This window comes from Pantoea sp. AS-PWVM4, from assembly GCF_000468095.1.
GTDB lineage: Bacteria > Pseudomonadota > Gammaproteobacteria > Enterobacterales > Enterobacteriaceae > Pantoea > Pantoea phytobeneficialis.
This window is the reverse complement of sequence record NZ_ASZC01000016.1, coordinates 185544-204633: the sequence shown is the minus strand read 5'-3', so window position 1 is coordinate 204633 and position 19090 is coordinate 185544. Positions and strand designations below refer to the sequence as shown.

Here is a 19090-nt window from a genome sequence, read left to right as displayed (position 1 = left end):
ACCAGGAGTGGCCTGTCCGCTCGGCGCATGAGGGCGTCCATCATCATGGACCGCTTCACTTCTATGCATACATCCGGTCAATGCGGCAATACTCAATGCGATACAGGTCACTTTAATAAATAATTTCATATATTCTCCTTGTCAGCGAGTGAATGAAAAAATGTTTATCTTTGAAGTCAATATGTTTTTCAGGCTATCGATGTGTTGCTTTTCAGAAACTATAGTCCATGTATGAGTGTTATTGTCCGGCCTGGAAGATTAAACTGCTAAATCTCATCATTATTCAGTGCATTCTTAATGTGAAATAAGCGAGTCCGCTGTGATGAATTTCATGTCATTTCCTGTAATTTAGCACTTCAGCAATTCCTTTTGGCACGATTGCTCTACAGTTAATAAGGTGATATTTCACTGGAGACTTTCGCAATGTCAAAAGAAACAGAAGGAAAACGACTCACCCATCGGGCACCGCATAAAGGGCCAGAAACCGCTAAGCCCGGCCTGGGGAGTCTGGCCCCGGCTGATGGTTCACATCAATCGTCGGCTAAACCGACGCCACCGGGTAAAGAACCCACCGCTCCGGGTAGTCTGAAAGCCCCCGACACCCGATCCCCTAAAATCGATCAGCTGGATCCCTTCAGAAAAAATGGCACGCAGCAGGACCTGACCACCAATCAGGGCACCCGTATCGCCAATGATCAGAATTCACTGCGTGCCGGTTCGCGTGGGCCCACCTTATTGGAAGATTTCATCATGCGTGAAAAAATCACGCATTTTGACCACGAGCGTATTCCCGAGCGTATCGTGCATGCCCGTGGTTCAGCAGCACACGGATATTTCCAGCCGTATCGTTCATTGAAAGAACTAACGAAAGCGGGTTTTCTCGGCGATCCGGATACCATCACTCCGGTGTTCGTGCGTTTCTCGACGGTACAAGGTGGGGCGGGTTCAGCGGATACGGTGCGGGATATCCGTGGCTTCGCGACCAAGTTCTACACCGAAGAGGGTGTATTCGATCTGGTAGGGAATAATACGCCAGTGTTCTTCATCCAGGATGCCCATAAATTTCCGGATTTTGTGCATGCGGTAAAACCAGAACCGCATAACGAAATGCCACAAGGTCAGAGCGCACACGACACCTTCTGGGATTACGTTTCGCTGCAACCGGAAACGTTACATAACGTAATGTGGGCGATGTCAGATCGCGGTATCCCCCGCAGCTATCGCACCATGGAAGGCTTTGGTATTCATACTTTCCGTCTGATTAATGCAGAAGGTAAAGCCACATTTGTCCGTTTCCACTGGAAACCGGTGGCCGGTAAGGCCTCGTTACTGTGGGATGAAGCGCAGAAACTCACGGGCCGTGACCCGGATTTTCATCGTCGCGATCTGTGGGAGGCCATCGAAGCGGGCGACTACCCTGAATATGAACTGGGACTTCAGCTGATACCTGAGGAGGATGAGTTTAGCTTCGACTTCGATATCCTTGATGCCACCAAGCTAATCCCTGAGGAACTGGTGCCGGTAGAGTTGGTGGGCAGGATGGTGCTTAATCGTAACCCCGATAACTTTTTCGCTGAGACCGAGCAGGTGGCTTTTCACCCCGGCCACATTGTGCCGGGACTGGATTTCACCAACGACCCGCTGTTGCAGGGGCGACTTTTTTCTTACACAGATACCCAAATCAGCCGCCTCGGTGGTCCGAATTTTCATGAAATACCGATCAACCGGCCGGTCTGCCCATACCATAATTTTCAGCGTCAGGGCATGCACCGAACGGAAATTGACGCCAATCCGGCCAACTACGAGCCAAATTCAATCAATGATAATTGGCCACGAGAAAGTCCCCCGGCTGCGGAAAAGGGGGGTTTTGACAGTTATCAGGAAAGGATTGAAGGGCAGAAGGTTCGTGAGCGAAGCGACTCTTTTGGTGAATATTATTCCCAGCCAAAACTGTTCTGGCAGAGCCAGACCTCTGTTGAACAGCAGCATATCGTCGGTGCCTTCTCATTTGAGCTGAGCAAGGTGGCCCGAGCCTATATCCGAGAACGGGTGGTCGATCATCTGTTGCACATCGATGCAGACCTGGCGCAGGGCGTGGCGGATAATCTCGGCATTGAATTCAGTCAGAACCAGCGGAAAGTCGTCACCGCAAAAGATGTGAATGGGCTGACGAAGGATGACAGCCTCAGCCTTTATGCCGTGCCTGGTGGAGATATCAAGGGGCGGCAGGTTGCATTGCTGGTTAGCGACGGTGTGAAAGCGGCGGATGTGCTGGTGGCGTTACAGGAGCTGAAGGCCAGAGGTGTACACGCCAAACTGCTGGCGGCGCATATGGGGCAGGTACGAGCCGATGATGGTTCGGTGTTGCCAATCGATGCAACGTTCAACGGGCTGCCCTCCCTGACGTTTGACGCGGTGCTGGTGCCGGACGGTAACATCGATGCATTGTTGTTGAGTGGGGATGCGCGTTACTTCTTGCTGGAAGCCTATAAGCATCTGAAGGTCATTGGTTTGAGCGGCGATGCGCGCCGCTTTAAAACGCAGTTCAGCCTGAAGGACAGTGAAACGGAGGAGGGCCTGGCGGAAGGCAACAAAGCTGAGGGAACGCTGATGACTGATTTTCTTGCCGCGATGGCGTCCCATCGCGTGTGGTCACGCAGCCAGAAGGCGGCAACGGTGGCTGCATAACCCAACGGGCGGACTTCAGCGGTCCGCCTTACTGCGGGTTCTTCCCTGACCACCGCCAGTTACGCACTTCAGGAACATCTTCGCCGTATTCCCGGACATAGCGGTGATGTTCCGCGATGCGTTCCTGCAAATCATCCAGCAATTCAGGATGACGTTGCGCAAGTCCGGCAACACGTAAAATGGCTTCCTGCGCAAGATGGTAACGATCCAGTTCATTCAGTACCGTCATATCGAATGGTGTGGTGGTCGTGCCTTCTTCATTAAAACCCCGTACGTGGAAGTTATGGTGGTTGTTACGTTGATAGGTCAGGCGATGAATCAGGCTTGGGTAGCCATGAAAAGCAAAAATCACCGGTTTATCCGCCGTGAATAAGGCATCGAAATCAGCATCGGATTTACCATGCGGATGCTGGTCGCTGCTTTGCAGCGCCATCAGGTCCACGACGTTCACCACACGAATACGCAAATCCGGCAGATAGCCATGCAGTAAATCCACTGCCGCCAGCGTTTCCATCGTCGGGACATCACCCGCACAGGCCATCACCACTTCAGGGTCATCACTGGTGCTTGCCCAGCGCCATTCACCCATGCCCGCTTCACAGTGGGCAATGGCGCTTTCACCATCGAGCCACTGCGGCGCAGGTTGTTTGCCTGCCACAATCACGTTGATACGGTCCCAGGTTTTCAGGCAATGATCCCCAACCCATAGCAGCGTATTGGCATCTGGTGGCAGATAGATACGCACGATATCCGCCTTTTTATTGGCAACATGATCGATAAACCCCGGGTCCTGATGACTGTAGCCGTTGTGATCCTGGCGCCAGACGTGTGAGGACAGCAGGTAATTCAGCGAGGCGATGGGCTTCCGCCATCCCAGTTTGCGCGAGACTTTCAACCACTTGGCATGCTGGTTGAACATCGAGTCGACGATGTGAATAAAAGCTTCATAACAATTGAACAGGCCATGTCGTCCCGTCAGCAGATATCCTTCGAGCCATCCCTGGCATTGATGTTCACTGAGGATTTCCATCACGCGTCCGTCGCGCGCCAGTTGTTCATCATACAGTTTGATTTCCTCCATCCAACTGCGACTGGTGACGTCAAATACCGGTGACAGCCGGTTTGACGCGGTTTCATCCGGGCCAAACAGACGGAAATTATCCTTATTTCGCTGAAATACCTGAGTCAGAAAGCGGCCAAGATGTTCTGTCGCCTGGGCGCTGCTGGCCCCGGGTGCGGAAACTTCCACCGCAAATTCATGGATATCAGGTACGTTAAGCTCGCGGCGCAGTAGACCCCCATTGGCATAAGGTGAGGCTCCCATGCGCTTATCCCCTTCGGGGGCCAATGCTTTCAACTCTGGTTTCAGGCAGCCATTGCGATCGAACAAATCGTCAGGCTGGTAGCTGCGCATCCACTCTTCGAGAATCTGCCGATGGCCTTCATCTTCCCGGCATGATGAGACGGGCACCTGATGGGCGCGCCAGAAATCCGCGACTTTTTTACCATCAACTGATGCCGGACCTGTCCAGCCTTTTGGGCTGCGCAGGATGATCATCGGCCAGCGTGGCATCGCGTTGTCTGCCTGTCCCGTGCGTGCAAGCTGCTGGAGAGCGGCGATTTTATCAAAGGCAATGTCCAGCGTATCTGCCATCTGCACATGCATGTTGTCCGGTTCATGACCAGTGACAAACAGCGGTTCGTAGCCGTAGCCGCTAAATAACTGCCGGAGTTCATCATCGCTGCTGCGTCCCAGCAAGGTTGGACTGGCGATCTTGTAGCCATTGAGATGCAGAATCGGGAGTACCGCGCCATCACGTTGAGGATTGAGAAATTTGTTACCGTGCCAGCTGGCGGCCAGTGGCCCGGTTTCGGCTTCACCGTCACCAATCACGCAGGGTACGATTAAATCAGGATGATCGAAGGCTGCACCGAAAGCATGGGAAAGCGAATAACCCAGTTCACCACCTTCATTAATCGACCCCGGGGTTTCAGGTGCCGCATGACTGGGGATTCCCCCCGGAAATGAGAACTGTCTGAACAGCCGCTGCATTCCTTCGGCATTTTCATTGATGTGCGGATAAATCTCGCTGTAGCTGCCTTCCAGCCAGGTGTTCGCCACCATACCGGGGCCGCCATGACCAGGGCCACAAATATAGATAAGATTCAGGTCTCGCTGACGGATAACGCGATTGAGATGAGCATAAATAAAGTTGAGTCCCGGTGTGGTTCCCCAGTGCCCGAGCAGGCGGGGTTTGATATGCTCCGGAAGCAAGGGTTCGCGCAGGAGTGGGTTACCCATCAGATAAATCTGGCCGACAGATAAGTAATTGGCCGCGCGCCAGTAGCGGTCGATCAAAGTGAGTTCGTTAGCGGAAATTGATGGGAGCATGCAAATTCCTCCAGCGTGGAATGGGGGGTTATTAAACCTGGCAGGGCCTGGGCAACGCGACCATACGGAGGTGCGCTATGGGAATCAGAGTGGCACCATACATGCGACCGAATCTTTCAGAATGGATTGATCAGGGCCGCAGAGCATCACCGGGTATCCCGATTCCCGTTCGTCCAGATACTGGCTCATCCTGCTGCTGCTGATACCTGCGCCGCACCACATAAGATGATGTTGATGATGCTCCGCAGGGAGTTGCCCCATGTTCGTACCGGAACAGACCTCGACGCAGAATCCCTGCGCGGTCAAGCGAATGGCTTCGAGCCAGATTTCGTTACGATCTCTGGTGCTGACAGCTTCGAGATAAAGCGGGATCGAATTGTTTCGTTTAGAGGCCCGGTAGGTCGTTTCGGCGTAAAACCGGATTGAGTCATGGAAGCGCTGACACCGGTAAGACGAGCTTTTGCGGAGTTCCTGCATCAGCCAGAAACTTAACGGGCGCATCAGGTGGTTAATAAAATCATCACCACTGAAATCACTTGCAAGATTGCGGACGATACGCGAAAGCGAGCGCGTGGTTCCGTATGCAAGTTCGAATAGTACCTCTCCCCGGCGTGCGGACCATCCTCTGGTAATCAGGGGAAGCCCTCGTTCGATACTGATCGCCAACTCTTTTGGGGAAACCCCCATTGCGGTGGCTGCCAGTATCCCCTGTACCTGATTCATATGGCGGTTATCCCATACGTCACCAGGAAGCTGTAGGGAGAGCAATCCGCTTCGATGCCAGCGACGAAGATTTGCCGGATGCGCTCCGGTGAGAGAACAGAGTGTATCCGTAGTGAATAAAATCATGCATGCCCCCTGATGGGGAAATTGATGGTGTGAATACAAAGAGAAAACAAAAAGATCGGCTATCCGATTGCTCTCGCCGCTGTTGATGAAAACGGAATAATCTGGGGATGAGGGAACTGAATATTCGCGTTTAAATTCTGCTAAAGATCACTGAGGTTGTTTTTCCACAAATGGATGAGTTTTCTTGCCACTTTTGCAACTGGCAGCAATATCTCTTTCCAGATTATTCTTAAAGAAATACTTCTCTACCCTTACTTCTGTTTGACTTTCGTCGTTTAACAGGGTTCTTAAATCATGTAAATTACCTGCGTCTTTTCTGTGATTTTTCATAAGAATTCCCAGATACATCAACCTAATGAAGTTTAAAAGTAACATTTAAAATGTAGCTTATTACGTCATTAATGCAAGCGGTAAAGTGAATAAATGCAATATTAAAAAATAGTTGAATAAGTAAATTAATCCCGCGCTTCGCATATCCGTCCTGAGGATGAGAGAGTGATCATTCATTGTTTGTCTGGTTGCTATTCGAACAATCAAGGTTAGACTTAATTTATTCGTCATAAATTCTCCGGCTGGAGGCTATTATGCAAAGAAGAATACTTATATCTGTATTAACTATTCTCATGACGGTATCATTTCAGGGGTATTCTGATGATAAAGGTGGATTTAATCCTAATGGACAGCCGCCTGCACCGCATGAGCAAAAAGATGGCTATCGGGGAATTACTGATGGGCAACACCAAATAACGACTAAAGAACTGGAAAAATTACCTGACCGGACATGGGTGTCACTGAAAGGAAATATCATCAAGCAGAACGGTAAGAATGAGTACCTTCTGCGTGATGAGCAGGGCAGTATTGCACTCATTATCAAAGATAATGTCTGGCAGGGGCAGGAAGTGAAACCTGATGATCTTGTCTCTGTTAATGGTCAGCTGATGCATGAACAAACGCATTCGACAATCATCGTGCGGGAGATTCGACGACTTTAAATATCGATATTAGCCGGTTGGTTGTAATTTACCTTCACAGCGCTCTCCGCCTTTCTGTGAAGGTTTTTTTTGTTAATTTTCAGGATCGTCAGGCGTGCCTGCCACGACAATCTCTAAAGCGTTACGTAGCGCATCCTGCTGCAATGCATCATGGCTGGTTTCGAGTTTAGCGATTAACCACAGAATAATATCTTTATTCGTCGCGTGCTGGCGCGCGGTTTCAATAGACAAAACTGCCGCATCGATCCATTCCGTTTCACTCAGTACAATGTTGGGGTCTGTCTGATGAAAAAAAGCCTGGGGATTGGTTTCGACATCAGGTGCCTGAGGCATAGAAAGGTTTCCTGCTATGGCAATAGCTTGCACTGTTGAGGGTTGAGTAATGTTGCATATAAAATACAGGGTAAATATCTACAATTAACGACCAAGAAGCAGACCAATCAGCTCCCGATACCTTTTTTCCTCTTCAGCACTACCTGAAACTTCGAGACGATGCACCAGTTTGGTACAAATCGTCTTCCGATTGAGTCTTTTCCCGGAGTGCAGGATTTCAGTCACAATTTGTCCCAGCATTTCCTGTTGTGAGGGCAGAGAGGATTCATAAAAATATCGTGTAATATCGTGAGACGGTGAAGATGACAGATTGTGCTGACGCATAATTAAACCCTTTGAAAAAATTGAGGTTATAAAATGTGCGGTTCAAATGTAACTTAATCTTCGTGATGAGTTAAAACTGTACAAAAAAAATGGTTAGCGCGCTTATGATTTTTTGGCTTTTCGTGCTATTCATTTGAAATCAGTGAGATAAGGGAAGCAATCAGGAATGCGAGTTTATAGTTTAGACTTAAATTATGCCTTATGAATATTTTTACGCCGGTATATTATTTCTGAGATGTACTCTCGGACGTATTATTTTTAACCCGATATTCTTTATAAGAATCATCTGTATTAGGGTGAATTCAATTCAGGACATTGCTTCGATAACCTTTTCGGTTAGCATTTTTACAGAGATGAACTAAAATAAATTGTTCATTTGAAATAATTAATGCTCAAGCTGAAATTAAAGAGGTAATTATGTCTCATACCACTGGAAATAATCAGCCACATCTGCCAAACCCTCCTTTTAAAGAACAACCGCAAAATGCGCCTGGTCTGGCATCCGATATGATCCCTGTTCCGGATCACGGTGAAACCAGCTATCAGGGACATGGTCGCCTTAAAGGCAAAAAAGCGCTGATCACCGGCGGTGATTCAGGTATTGGACGTGCTGCTGCGATTGCATTTGCACGCGAAGGGGCGGACGTTGCCATTGGTTACCTGCCCGCAGAGGAAAAAGATGCTGAAGAGGTGATCAAACTTATCCGTGAAGAAGGGCGTAAAGCTATTGCTCTGCCTGGGGATATTCGCAGTGAAGCATTCTGCACCCAACTGGTGGAAAAAGCCGTAAATGAACTGGGCGGGCTGGATGTTCTGGTGAACAATGCGGGTCGCCAGCAGTTCTGCTCATCCATCCGCGAGCTTACTACTGAAGATTTTGATGCGACGTTCAAAACCAATGTGTATGCCATGTTCTGGATAACCAAAGCAGCACTCAAACACCTTAAGCAGGGAGCCAGCATTATTAATACGTCGTCTGTGCAGGCTTACGAACCGAGCGATATTCTGCTGGATTATGCACAGACCAAAGCCTGCATTGCCATCTTCACAAAAGCGCTTGCGAAACAACTGGCTCCGGAAGAAATACGTGTTAACGCTGTTGCACCTGGTCCTTACTGGACGCCGCTACAACCTTCAGGCGGGCAGCCACAAGAAAAACTGAAAAAGTTTGGCGAGCAGGCTCCACTGGGCCGTCCCGGTCAGCCGGTGGAAATCGCTCCTCTTTATGTACTGCTGGCTTCTGATGAAGCAAGTTACACCTCTGGTCAGGTCTGGTGTTCCGATGGTGGCACAGGCACGGTATGATTTTTATCTTAAGTGGCCGCCAACAACGGCCACCGTATTTTAAATGAATCAGAATTTTTACGTTAGTCATTCTCAGGCTATGAGTACTGAGGTAAATGCTCATCTCTTGGTACGCCTTTAAAAGATATTGCATATACATCAAGTACATGAAATATGCATTATGATGAATTAAGGAAATCAAACTCATTTTCTCCCCGTGCCTCCCCTATCAAATTTCTTCAGGAAAATATCCGCAATAAGTCAAGGGCTTCCTCGGGGAAATCTATTCGCTCTCCAATAGATCAATCATCTGAAATATTCGTATTTTTATTCTCTTGCTTTAAGGCTTAAAGTTTTTATTGCAAAGCAATTATCCAGAACACTTATTTGCAGCGCTATATCAAGTTCCTGGCAATTGGAAGTTATTCCTCCACGTAGAACAGATCTTGGATCGCCATCAAAGCAAGTCGATGTTATTGCGGCAACTTTGTCCCTTACATTCTTTTTTAAACAGCTTCCGCTATCCGACGCACCAGTGTCTGAAAGCTCCGCTCCTCGCTCATGAAGGACTGTCAAATTTGATTGTATTCAGTCTGCAGAATCACTCAGCCCGAGACTGAGCTAATACAATTCAGTAATAGTATTTGAATAGTATTGCATCATCTTGCGACGAGCATCTATATATTGCGCATGATTGTATGTACCTCGAATAGAGTTCTTATCAACATGAGCAAGTTGCATCTCAACCCAGGCACTTTCAAAACCATGCTCGTGCAAAATAGTGCTCATCATGTGCCTGAAACCGTGCCCCGTTAATCTGCCATGATAACCAAGCATCTTTATTACTTTGTTAATACTGGCATCACTCATTGGTTTTCTAACGTCATTTCTTCCCGGAAAAACTAACAGGTATTTCCCTGAAATTACTTGTAGTTTCTCCAGAATCTCGACAGCTTGTGTTGAAAGCGGAACCAAATGAGGGCGGCGCTTCTTCATCCTTTCTTTAGGAATCTCCCACAAAGCATTGCGCAGGTCGAATTCTTTCCATTCTGCCGCTCTGAGTTCAACAGTACGTACACCCGTCAGCATCAGAAGTTGGGTTGCGTACTTTGTTAACAAGCTGCCCTGATAGCCTTCTAAGGCTTTCACGAAGTCTGGGATTTCTTGCTCTGTCAGGAAAGGATAATGATTTTGTTTTGGTTTGTTTAATGCAATAACCAAATCTGGAGCGAAATTATACTTCGCTCTCCCCGTTACAACAGCATAACGCAATACCTCACCACATCGGCGGCGCACTTTACTGGCTTGCTCTAACGCTCCACGCTTCTCGATTTTTTGCAGAACAGTTAGCAGTTCCAGGGGTTCAATCTGGTCAATAGGGCGATGGCCAATATAAGGAAAGATATCCCGCTCCAGGCAATTTAGAACCTCTTTTGCGTATCCTTCTGACCAACTGGCTTTTTTCGAGCTATGCCACTCCCTGGCAACACTCTCAAAATTGTTCTCATGAGAAAAGCACAGAGCAATCTTTTCAGCCTTTCGAGCTTCGCTAGGATTGATACCCTTAGCCAGCAGAGCACGAGCCTCATCACGCTTACGGCGTGCTTCTGCAAGCGAGATCTCGCCGTAAACGCCAAAGGAAATCATTTTGGGCTTACCAATGAAACGATATCGGAAGCGCCAGCCTTTCGAACCGTTGACATCAATAAGTAACGACAGCCCAGCACCATCGTTGAGTGTGTAAGGTTTTTCTTTAGGTTTAGCTCGTTTGATTTGGATATCAGATAGCAGCATGTGTATAGAGAAAAGATCGAACCAAGTTATACGCAATAGTATACACAACTGTGTATAGATTCCATTAGATCTGGTTGGACGTTCTTGGATGCGTGCTAACAGCTATGAGTATGTATAGAAAGGATTTTTAGACTTCATTGAACATGCTGAGATATGCAACTGGCGTTCCCTGCAGGGATCGAACCTGCAACTAGCCCTTAGGAGGGGCTCGTTATATCCATTTAACTAAGGGAACGTCGGCGCGCAGTATACCCCAGCAGCTACGCAAATTTAACCGCCTGTTTCCCGTTTGCTTAATATCTCAACAAATTAGCGTGATTTCTCACACTTCGCCTGGCGTTTTTGCTCGGCACGGGCTTTGGCTTTTGCCGCCTCGCTCATATCGTTGCGAATCTGCGCATGGCTGATCAAAGCAAAAATCAGCGTTCCGCCGGTAATATTGCCAAGCAACGTCGGCAGGGCGAATGGCCAGAGGAATTCATGCCAGGGAATACGACCGGCAAACACCAGATACAGCACCTCCACCGAACCAACCACGATGTGGGCTAAGTCACCAAGCGCCACCAGCCAGGTCATCATCACGATCACCACAATTTTCGCGGCACCGGCATAGGGAAACATCCATACCATGGTGGCAATGATCCAGCCGGAAATCACCGCATTAGCGAACATCTCTCCCGGCGGGTTTGCCATCACTTTTTCACTGATCACGGTGAAAGCCTGACGGGTTGCCTCATCAAAGATCGGCATATAATTAAACGCCAGCGCACCCAGTGCCGTCCCGATCAAATTACCCGACAGCACCAGCCCCCAGAAGCGCAGTAGCAGCAAAATATTCCCTGACGTGGGTTTGTGCATTACGGGCAGCACAGCCGTCACGGTGTTTTCAGTGAACAACTGCTGACGCGCCATAATTACGATAACAAAACCAAAGGTATAGCCAAGATTTTCCAGTAAAAATCCCCCAGGTACGCCCTCCAGATGGACCTGGAAAATCCCCTTCGCCATCAGAGAGGCGCCCATCGACATCCCGGCTGCGATCGCTGACCACAGCAGCGCCATACCGTCACGCTCTAGTTCCTTTTCCCCGTCCTGACGTATCTCTTCATGGATGGCAGCGGCTCGTGAGGGTAACGCCTCCTCATCGACTTCAATCTCTGTGCCTTGCGTTTTTTCTTCGCTTTCAACGTCATTACTCGCTTGAGAAACCGATGGCGAACGCTTCATATTTTCCTCCGGTGATAATGCCATTGCGTAATAAGCGTAGCCGTTTTGCGCAAGCTTGATTTGTTACGTGGATTCAATTTAAGAGTAACAAGATTTTAACTGTGGTGGTTTTTTGAGCGATTTATTGATCTGAACCACCCGTTTACCCCGTTTGGGGTAGGTGTGACATGGCTCACAGACTACGGCCCACAGATTCATTGTGGTATTATCCTGGCCTAATTTCATTGCCGCGATTCCCCCTTTTATGCTCGAAGTCATTAATCTCGCATGCGTTCGCGATGAGCGTACCCTGTTCAACGGGCTGAGCTTTCGTGTTGAAGCAGGCGACATCGTGCAAATTGAGGGGCCAAATGGCGCAGGTAAAACTTCACTACTGCGCTTGCTGGCCGGATTGAGCCGGGCGGAAGAGGGTGACGTGCTGTGGCAGGCGCAGCCGATTCGTCAGCAGCGGGAAATATGGCATCAAAATCTGCTTTATCTGGGCCATCACCCGGGAGTGAAATCGGTACTCTCACCATTAGAGAATTTGCATTTCTGGCATGGCGACAGCCACAGTGACGCGATTTTCCAGGCTCTGGAGCAGGTTGATTTGCTGGGATATGAAGAGGTGCCAGTGGCACAGCTTTCTGCTGGTCAGCAGCGACGCGTTGCATTGGCTCGCCTGTGGCTCAGTCCGGCAACCTTGTGGATTCTTGATGAGCCGTTGACGGCCATCGACAAAGCTGGCGTGGAAAAATTGATGGCGCGTTTTGCGCAGCATGCCGATAACGGAGGCGCGGTGATTTTAACCACCCATCAGGATTTGCCAGACAGCGCAGAGCGGGTTCGTAAAATTCGTCTGGTATCGGAGTGGGCATGATGCTGGGCCGTGTGATTCAGCGTGAGCTGAAAATTGCCTTCCGCAGTGGTGCGGAAGTGATTAACCCGCTGTGGTTTTTCCTGATTGTCATTACGCTGTTCCCGCTGGGTATTGGCCCTGATCCGCAGCAACTGGCACGCATTGCCCCCGGTATCGCCTGGGTGGCTGCGTTGCTGGCGTCGTTACTGGCGCTGGAGCGTCTGTTTCGCGATGACTTTCTGGACGGTTCGCTGGAGCAGTTGTTGTTACTGCCAACGCCATTGCCAGTCACGGTTCTGGGCAAAGTGATCGCTCACTGGCTGATTACCGGACTGCCGTTGATTTTATTGTCGCCGCTGGCGGCACTGCTGTTGTCGCTCGATTTTGCCGGGTGGCGGGCAATGGCGCTGACCCTGTTGCTGGGAACGCCAACCCTGAGTTTTCTTGGGGCTATCGGCACCGGCCTGACCGTGGGTTTGCGGCGCGGCGGGGTGTTATTGAGTTTGCTGGTATTGCCATTGGCGATCCCGGTGTTGATTTTTGCCAGCGCAGCGATTGATGCCGCCGGACAGGGCCTGCCGATTGGCGGTTATCTGGCGATCCTCGGTGCCATGCTGGCAGGCAGCGCTACGCTGTCCCCGTTTGCTACGGCGGCGGCGCTGCGTATTAGTCTGCATTAAATCGTGCATCCACAGAGATGCCGAAATCTCTCTTCTTATATTGTGAGCTATGCAAATGTGGAAATGGTTACACCAGTGGGCAAAGCCTGAAAAGCTGTATCGGCTTTGTGGTCGCTTAATTCCCTGGTTCGCGGTACTTGGGGTCGCCACCTTGTTGTTGGGTTGGGTGTGGGGCTTTGGTTTTGCGCCGGCGGATTATCAGCAGGGCGATAGCTTCCGCATCATGTACATCCATGTACCGGCAGCGATGTGGTCAATGGGCGTCTATGCCTCAATGGCGATTGCCGCGTTTATCGGTCTGGTGTGGCAGATGAAAATGGCTGACCTGGTATCGGCAGCGATGGCACCGGTTGGCGCTGTGTTCACCTTTATCGCGCTGGTCACGGGTTCCGCCTGGGGCAAGCCGATGTGGGGCACCTGGTGGATTTGGGATGCCCGCCTGACGTCTGAACTGGTATTGCTGTTCCTTTATATGGGTGTCATCGCCCTCTATCACGCCTTTGACGACCGTCGCACTGCCGGTCGTGCTGCTGGAATTTTAATTCTGGTTGGTGTGATTAACCTGCCGATTATTCACTTCTCGGTGCAGTGGTGGAACACCCTGCATCAGGGGTCGTCCGGCATTCTGCAACAGGCGATTGCGCCGAGCATGCGTACCCCGCTGCGTTGGGCGATCCTCGGTTATCTGCTGGTATTCATCTCGCTGACGCTGATGCGTCTGCGCAATATGATTTTGTTTACTGAACGTCATCGTCCCTGGGCGATTGAGGTCGCACAGGGAGGGCGCAAATCATGACGCCAGCTTTCTCTTCCTGGCAGGATTTCTTTGCCATGGGCGGCTATGCCTTTTATGTCTGGCTCGCCGTGGTCTTCACGCTGATTCCGCTGATCGGTCTGGTGCTGCACACCGTGCTGTTCCGCCGTCGCCTGCTGGCGGAAATTCGCCAGCGTCAATCCAGGGAGCGTCGCATCCGTGCGGCTAAATCGAAAAAAGCCGCCAGTGAAGCGGCAGGAGAATCTGTGTGAATATCCGTCGTCGTAACCGCCTGTATGTGGTGGTAGCGGTGTTGGTGGGCTTGGGCCTTGCCACTACGCTGGTGATGTATGCGCTGCGTTCCAACATCGATCTGTTCTACACCCCGAGCGAAATTCTGTACGGCAAGGGCGAAAATCACCAGAAACCCGAGCCAGGCCAGCGTTTGCGCGTTGGTGGCATGGTGATGCCGGGGAGCGTCAAGCGCGATCCCAAAACCCTCGCTGTCTCATTCAAACTGTATGACGCCAACGGCGTGGTGAGCGTCAGCTATGAAGGCATTCTGCCGGACCTGTTCCGCGAAGGGCAGGGTGTGGTGGCACAAGGGGTGCTGGAGGACGGCAACCTGGTGAATGCCAAAGAAGTGCTGGCGAAGCACGATGAAAAATATACGCCGCCGGAAATTCAGGACGCGATGAAGAAAAATCACACAGGACCTGCGGCCAACTATCAGCAGGCAGGTGCCCAATCATGATGCCAGAAATTGGCAGTTTTCTGCTCTGCCTGGCGCTGGGACTGGCGCTGCTGTTAAGTATTTATCCGCTATGGGGCGCGGTGCGTCAGGATGCACGTTTAATGGCGTTGGCGCGCCCGCTGACGGTCGGGATGTTTGCCTGTATCGCAGCGGCGTTTTTGCTGTTGGTGCACGCGTTTATCGTGAACGATTTTACCGTGGCTTACGTCGCAACCAACTCCAACACCTTGCTGCCGGTTTATTATCGCATCGCCGCGACATGGGGCGCGCACGAAGGTTCGCTGCTGTTGTGGGTGCTGCTGTTGAGTAGCTGGACGTTGGCGGTGGCGATTTTCAGTCGCGGCATGCCGCAGGATGCGCTGGCGCGCGTGCTGTCGGTGATGGGGATGATTAACCTCGGCTTCCTGCTGTTTATCACCCTGACCTCCAACCCGTTTACCCGCACGTTACCCAACTTCCCGATTGACGGCAGTGACCTCAATCCGATGTTGCAGGATATCGGCCTGATCTTCCATCCGCCGCTACTGTATATGGGCTATGTCGGCTTCTCCGTTGCCTTTGCGTTTGCCATCGCCTCACTGATGGCGGGGCGTCTCGATACCGCATGGGCGCGCTGGTCACGTCCGTGGACTACGGCCGCCTGGGTGTTTCTGACCATCGGCATCGTACTGGGTTCGGCCTGGGCGTATTACGAACTGGGGTGGGGCGGCTGGTGGTTCTGGGACCCGGTCGAAAATGCTTCCTTTATGCCGTGGCTGGCGGGTACGGCGTTGATGCACTCGCTGGCGGTGACGGAAAAGCGCGGCAGCTTTAAATCCTGGACGGTACTGCTGGCGATCACCGCGTTCTCGTTGAGTTTGCTCGGCACTTTCCTCGTGCGTTCCGGCGTGCTGGTATCGGTGCACTCGTTTGCCTCCGATCCGGCGCGCGGCATGTTTATTCTCGCTTTCCTGGTGATCGTGATTGGTAGCTCGCTGTTGCTGTACGCAATTAAAGGCGGTCAGGTACGCAGCCGGGTGCAAAACGAAGCCTGGTCACGCGAATCGTTCCTGCTGGGTAACAACGTACTGTTGATTGCCGCCATGCTGGTGGTTCTGCTGGGTACCCTGCTGCCGCTGGTGCATAAGCAACTGGGGCTGGGCAGCATTTCGGTCGGCGAACCTTTCTTTAATACCATGTTCACCTGGCTGATGGCGCCGTTCGCGCTGATGCTCGGCATCGGTCCGTTGGTGCGCTGGCGACGTGATGAGCCGCAGAAACTGTGGAAACGTCTCGGCATCGCCTTGCTGGTGACGCTGATCCTCTCCATCGCGCTGCCGTGGTTGTTGCAAGATCGTATTGAAGCGATGACGGTGATTGGCTTGCTGATGTCGATCTGGGTGATCCTGCTGACATTAATGGAGCTACACGAACGCGCTACCCATCGTCATACTTTCTTTAAAGGCTTGCGCCATCTGACGCGCAGCCATTGGGGTATGGTGCTTGGTCATCTCGGTGTGGCAGTAACGGTGATTGGTATCGCCTTCAGTACCCAGTACAGCGTCGAGCGCGATGTGCGGATGAAGTCGGGCGATAATATTGATATCCACAATTACCACTTCATCTTCCGTGACGTGCATAACCTGCAAGGGCCGAACTACAGCGGTGGTGTGGCGATTATCGACGTGACCCGCAACGGTAAGCCGGAAGCGGTGCTGCACGCGGAGAAACGCTTCTATACCGCCGCGCGTACCATGATGACCGAAGCGGCGATCAGCGGTGGCTTTACCCGCGATCTCTATGCGGCGTTGGGCGAAGAGCTGGATGACGGCTCCTGGGCAGTGCGGATTTACTACAAACCTTTCGTGCGCTGGATCTGGTTCGGCGGCGTGTTTATGGCGGTGGGTGGCCTGCTGTGTCTGCTCGATCCGCGTTATCGTTCGCGCAAAAAAGCGCAACGGGAGGAGCAGGCATGAACAAGAAAATCCTTTTTATCCCGCTGGTGTTGTTTCTGCTGCTGGCGGCGGCGCTGCTGTGGCAGTTGACGCGCAATGCCAATGGCGACGATCCGACGTTGCTGGAGTCGGCGTTGATTGGCAAACCGGTGCCGGTGTTCAAACTCGAAGCGCTCGACAAACCAGGCAAAATATACGACCAACAGGTGCTGACCGATGGCAAACCGATTTTGCTGAACGTCTGGGCCACCTGGTGTCCGACCTGCCGCGCGGAGCACGAATATCTCAACACGCTGGCGGAAAAAGGCATTCGCGTGGTGGGCCTCAACTATAAAGACGATCGCACCAAAGCGGTGACCTGGCTGAATACGCTGGGGAATCCTTATGCGCTGAGCCTGTATGACGGTGATGGCATGCTGGGTCTGGATCTCGGCGTCTACGGTGCGCCAGAAACCTTCCTGATTGATGGCAAAGGCATTATTCGTTATCGCCATGCCGGTGATATGAACGAGCGTGTCTGGCAGCAGGAAGTGAAACCGCTGTGGGATAAATACAGCAAGGGGGCAGGGGCGTGAAACGGCTGCTTCTTTTGCTCGCAGGCGTGTTGTTGAGCACCAGCCTGTGGGCGGCGATTGATACTTACCAGTTCGATTCGGTGCAGCAGGAGGAGCAGTATCGCGATCTGACCGGTTCGCTACGCTGCCCGAAATGCCAGAACAACAGCATCGCTGACTCCAACGCGATGATTGCTGCGGATATGCGTCTCAAAGTTTATGAACTGATGAAGCAGGGGCAGAGCCGCCAGCAAATCATTGATTATATGGTGGCGCGTTATGGCAATTTCGTCACTTACGAACCGCCGGTGACGCCATCAACCCTGATCCTGTGGGTCGGCCCGGCTCTGTTTGTGGTGCTCGGTGGCCTGATCATTATCCTGCGCAGTCGCCAGCGTAAAACGCGCAGCGAACTGGATGACAACGAACAACAACGCCTTGCGGCGATTCTGAAGCGTGACGGGAAGCCGTAATGAGTGGATTCTGGATTACCCTGATAATTTTACTGGCGGCAGCCACAGCGTTGTTTCTCAGCGCAGGCTGGCGTCAGCGTGTGGCGAGTAATGGCGATCGCGATCGTCTGAACACCGACTTTTATCAGCAGCGCCTGCGCGAGCTGGAGCGTGATGAAGATGAAGGTGTGGTGGCGGAGCGACCAGAGATGGTACGCGAGCTGCAACAAACGTTGCTGACCGATGTGCCGCAACAGGATGAGGTGCGCAGCCATCAAAGCAGCCGCTGGGTCCTGCTCCCCGGTGTCGGTTTGTTGATCGTGGTTTCACTCGGCATGTACCTGAAAACCGGTGGATTGGCGCAACTGGCGGGCTGGACCTCGGTACAACAAGAATATCCGGCGTTACGTGCGCGCGTGATGGATCCGCAGGCGAAACCGTTGACGATGGAAGAACTGGCGCGTCTGCAACTTGGGCTGCGTACCTCGCTGCAATCCGATCCGCAAAACCTCAATGACTGGACCATGTTGGGCCGACTTGGCATGGTGCTGAATAACGCCACCGATGCCAGTCAGGCATTCGAACGTGCGTTGCAACTGGCTCCGAATAATCTGGAACTGCAACAGGATTACGCAGAAGTGCTGACGCGCTCCAGCGATCCACAGGATAATCGTCAGGCCAGCATGTTGCTGCGTGACCTGCTGAAGCGCGATCACAGCAATGTCCGTACCCTGAGTTTGCTGGCGTTCAACGCTTTTGAGCAGCAGCAATATGATGAGGCGATTGGTGCCTGGCAGACAATGCTGAAATTGTTACCGGCGGGGGACCATCGTATTGCGATGATCGAGCGCAGCATTGAACAAGCAAAAACCGATGCGGGACAGCAAAATAGCCACCTGGCATTGGCGGTAAGTTTAACGCCCCAGGCAGAAAAAATGTTACCGCAAGGCGGAGTGTTGTATATTTCTGTGACTGACGGTGTATCACCGGTGCCTGTGGCAGTGAAGCGTTTACCGCTCAGCCACTTCCCGTTATCGCTCACGCTGGATGACAGTAACGCTATGATGCCAGACCGTTTATTGTCGGCGCAGCATCAGGTGCAGGTCCGGGTGCGTGTCTCGCGCGATGGTAGCGCCAATCCGCAGTCTGGAGACTGGTTTGGTTTAAGCGCAGTGACGCCCTGGGACGGTCATCAGCAACTGGCTGTAGAGATTAATCAGCAGCAGCCCTGAAGCGATACA

19 protein-coding genes and 1 tRNA gene are annotated in these 19090 nt (G+C 51.6%); 12 read left to right on the top strand and 8 right to left on the bottom strand.

Features of this window, described 5'->3' with window-relative positions:
• Positions 1–423: 423 nt before the first annotated feature.
• Complete coding sequence (gene katE, locus L579_RS15530; RefSeq protein WP_021185145.1) at positions 424–2688, top strand: catalase HPII; 2265 nt, start codon at positions 424–426, stop codon at positions 2686–2688.
• 28 nt (positions 2689–2716) lie between these two features.
• On the opposite strand, the gene L579_RS15525 is transcribed toward katE, so the two are convergent.
• The 3 genes from L579_RS15525 to L579_RS23815 all read right to left on the bottom strand — a co-directional run bounded on the left by L579_RS15525 (position 2717) and on the right by L579_RS23815 (position 6259).
• The gene (locus tag L579_RS15525; protein WP_021185144.1) at positions 2717–5080 is read right to left on the bottom strand and encodes a phosphoketolase family protein; all 2364 of its coding nucleotides are present in this window, start codon (positions 5078–5080) and stop codon (positions 2717–2719) included.
• Positions 5081–5164: 84 nt separating this feature from the next.
• On the bottom strand, positions 5165–5929 hold the full coding sequence (locus tag L579_RS15520) for a hypothetical protein (RefSeq protein WP_021185143.1): 765 nt from the start codon (positions 5927–5929) through the stop codon (positions 5165–5167).
• Between the two features lie 147 nt (positions 5930–6076).
• The gene (locus tag L579_RS23815; protein WP_152521890.1) at positions 6077–6259 is read right to left on the bottom strand and encodes a hypothetical protein; all 183 of its coding nucleotides are present in this window, start codon (positions 6257–6259) and stop codon (positions 6077–6079) included.
• A 254-nt stretch (positions 6260–6513) separates the two neighbouring features.
• Between L579_RS23815 and L579_RS15515 the strand changes: the two genes are divergently transcribed.
• Positions 6514–6921, top strand: a complete 408-nt coding sequence (locus tag L579_RS15515; protein ID WP_051337980.1) for a NirD/YgiW/YdeI family stress tolerance protein — start codon at positions 6514–6516, stop codon at positions 6919–6921.
• Between the two features lie 72 nt (positions 6922–6993).
• Here the strand turns inward: L579_RS15515 and L579_RS15510 are convergent, their stop codons facing one another.
• A complete protein-coding gene (locus L579_RS15510; protein WP_021185141.1) occupies positions 6994–7254 on the bottom strand; it encodes a biofilm development regulator YmgB/AriR family protein in 261 nt (86 codons plus the stop codon).
• An 84-nt stretch (positions 7255–7338) separates the two neighbouring features.
• Positions 7339–7578: a regulatory protein YcgZ gene (ycgZ, locus tag L579_RS15505; RefSeq protein ID WP_021185140.1), complete on the bottom strand. Its 240-nt coding sequence runs from the start codon at positions 7576–7578 to the stop codon at positions 7339–7341.
• 417 nt (positions 7579–7995) lie between these two features.
• Here ycgZ and L579_RS15500 point away from each other — a divergent pair, with 417 nt between their 5' ends.
• Complete coding sequence (locus L579_RS15500; RefSeq protein ID WP_021185139.1) at positions 7996–8883, top strand: SDR family oxidoreductase; 888 nt, start codon at positions 7996–7998, stop codon at positions 8881–8883.
• A gap of 600 nt (positions 8884–9483) precedes the next feature.
• Here the strand turns inward: L579_RS15500 and L579_RS15495 are convergent.
• The 3 genes from L579_RS15495 to L579_RS15485 all read right to left on the bottom strand — a co-directional run bounded on the left by L579_RS15495 (position 9484) and on the right by L579_RS15485 (position 11883).
• Positions 9484–10656 carry a tyrosine-type recombinase/integrase gene (locus tag L579_RS15495; protein WP_036626881.1) on the bottom strand — a complete coding sequence of 391 codons (1173 nt, stop codon included), beginning with the start codon at positions 10654–10656 and terminating at the stop codon, positions 9484–9486.
• 160 nt (positions 10657–10816) lie between these two features.
• A tRNA-Arg gene (locus L579_RS15490) sits at positions 10817–10891 on the bottom strand.
• A 74-nt stretch (positions 10892–10965) separates the two neighbouring features.
• Positions 10966–11883, bottom strand: coding sequence for a formate/nitrite transporter family protein (locus L579_RS15485; RefSeq protein WP_021185137.1), 918 nt, complete (start codon positions 11881–11883; stop codon positions 10966–10968).
• Positions 11884–12127: 244 nt separating this feature from the next.
• On the opposite strand from L579_RS15485, the gene ccmA reads away from it, so the two are divergent.
• From ccmA to ccmI, 9 genes are read left to right on the top strand one after another with little or no spacing between them, the layout of a single operon-like run.
• On the top strand, positions 12128–12742 hold the full coding sequence (ccmA, locus tag L579_RS15480) for a cytochrome c biogenesis heme-transporting ATPase CcmA (RefSeq protein ID WP_021185136.1): 615 nt from the start codon (positions 12128–12130) through the stop codon (positions 12740–12742).
• Positions 12742–13401: a heme exporter protein CcmB gene (gene ccmB / locus L579_RS15475; protein WP_036626878.1), complete on the top strand. Its 660-nt coding sequence runs from the start codon at positions 12742–12744 to the stop codon at positions 13399–13401. Before ccmA ends, ccmB begins: the two co-directional genes overlap by 1 nt.
• A 55-nt stretch (positions 13402–13456) precedes the next feature.
• Entirely contained in the window at positions 13457–14197 is a 741-nt protein-coding gene (locus L579_RS15470; protein WP_036626875.1) for a heme ABC transporter permease, read from the top strand.
• Positions 14194–14427 carry a heme exporter protein CcmD gene (ccmD, locus tag L579_RS15465; protein ID WP_021185134.1) on the top strand — a complete coding sequence of 78 codons (234 nt, stop codon included), beginning with the start codon at positions 14194–14196 and terminating at the stop codon, positions 14425–14427. The genes L579_RS15470 and ccmD overlap by 4 nt, the downstream gene beginning before the upstream one ends.
• Positions 14424–14909: a cytochrome c maturation protein CcmE gene (gene ccmE / locus L579_RS15460; protein ID WP_021185133.1), complete on the top strand. Its 486-nt coding sequence runs from the start codon at positions 14424–14426 to the stop codon at positions 14907–14909. The genes ccmD and ccmE overlap by 4 nt, the downstream gene beginning before the upstream one ends.
• On the top strand, positions 14906–16864 hold the full coding sequence (locus L579_RS15455; RefSeq protein ID WP_021185132.1) for a heme lyase CcmF/NrfE family subunit: 1959 nt from the start codon (positions 14906–14908) through the stop codon (positions 16862–16864). Before ccmE ends, L579_RS15455 begins: the two co-directional genes overlap by 4 nt.
• A complete protein-coding gene (locus L579_RS15450; protein ID WP_013509947.1) occupies positions 16861–17418 on the top strand; it encodes a DsbE family thiol:disulfide interchange protein in 558 nt (185 codons plus the stop codon). The genes L579_RS15455 and L579_RS15450 overlap by 4 nt, the downstream gene beginning before the upstream one ends.
• Complete coding sequence (locus tag L579_RS15445) at positions 17415–17870, top strand: cytochrome c-type biogenesis protein (RefSeq protein ID WP_036626831.1); 456 nt, start codon at positions 17415–17417, stop codon at positions 17868–17870. The genes L579_RS15450 and L579_RS15445 overlap by 4 nt, the downstream gene beginning before the upstream one ends.
• Positions 17870–19081, top strand: a complete 1212-nt coding sequence (ccmI, locus tag L579_RS15440; RefSeq protein ID WP_021185131.1) for a c-type cytochrome biogenesis protein CcmI — start codon at positions 17870–17872, stop codon at positions 19079–19081. The genes L579_RS15445 and ccmI overlap by 1 nt, the downstream gene beginning before the upstream one ends.
• The last annotated feature ends 9 nt before the right edge of the window (positions 19082–19090 follow it).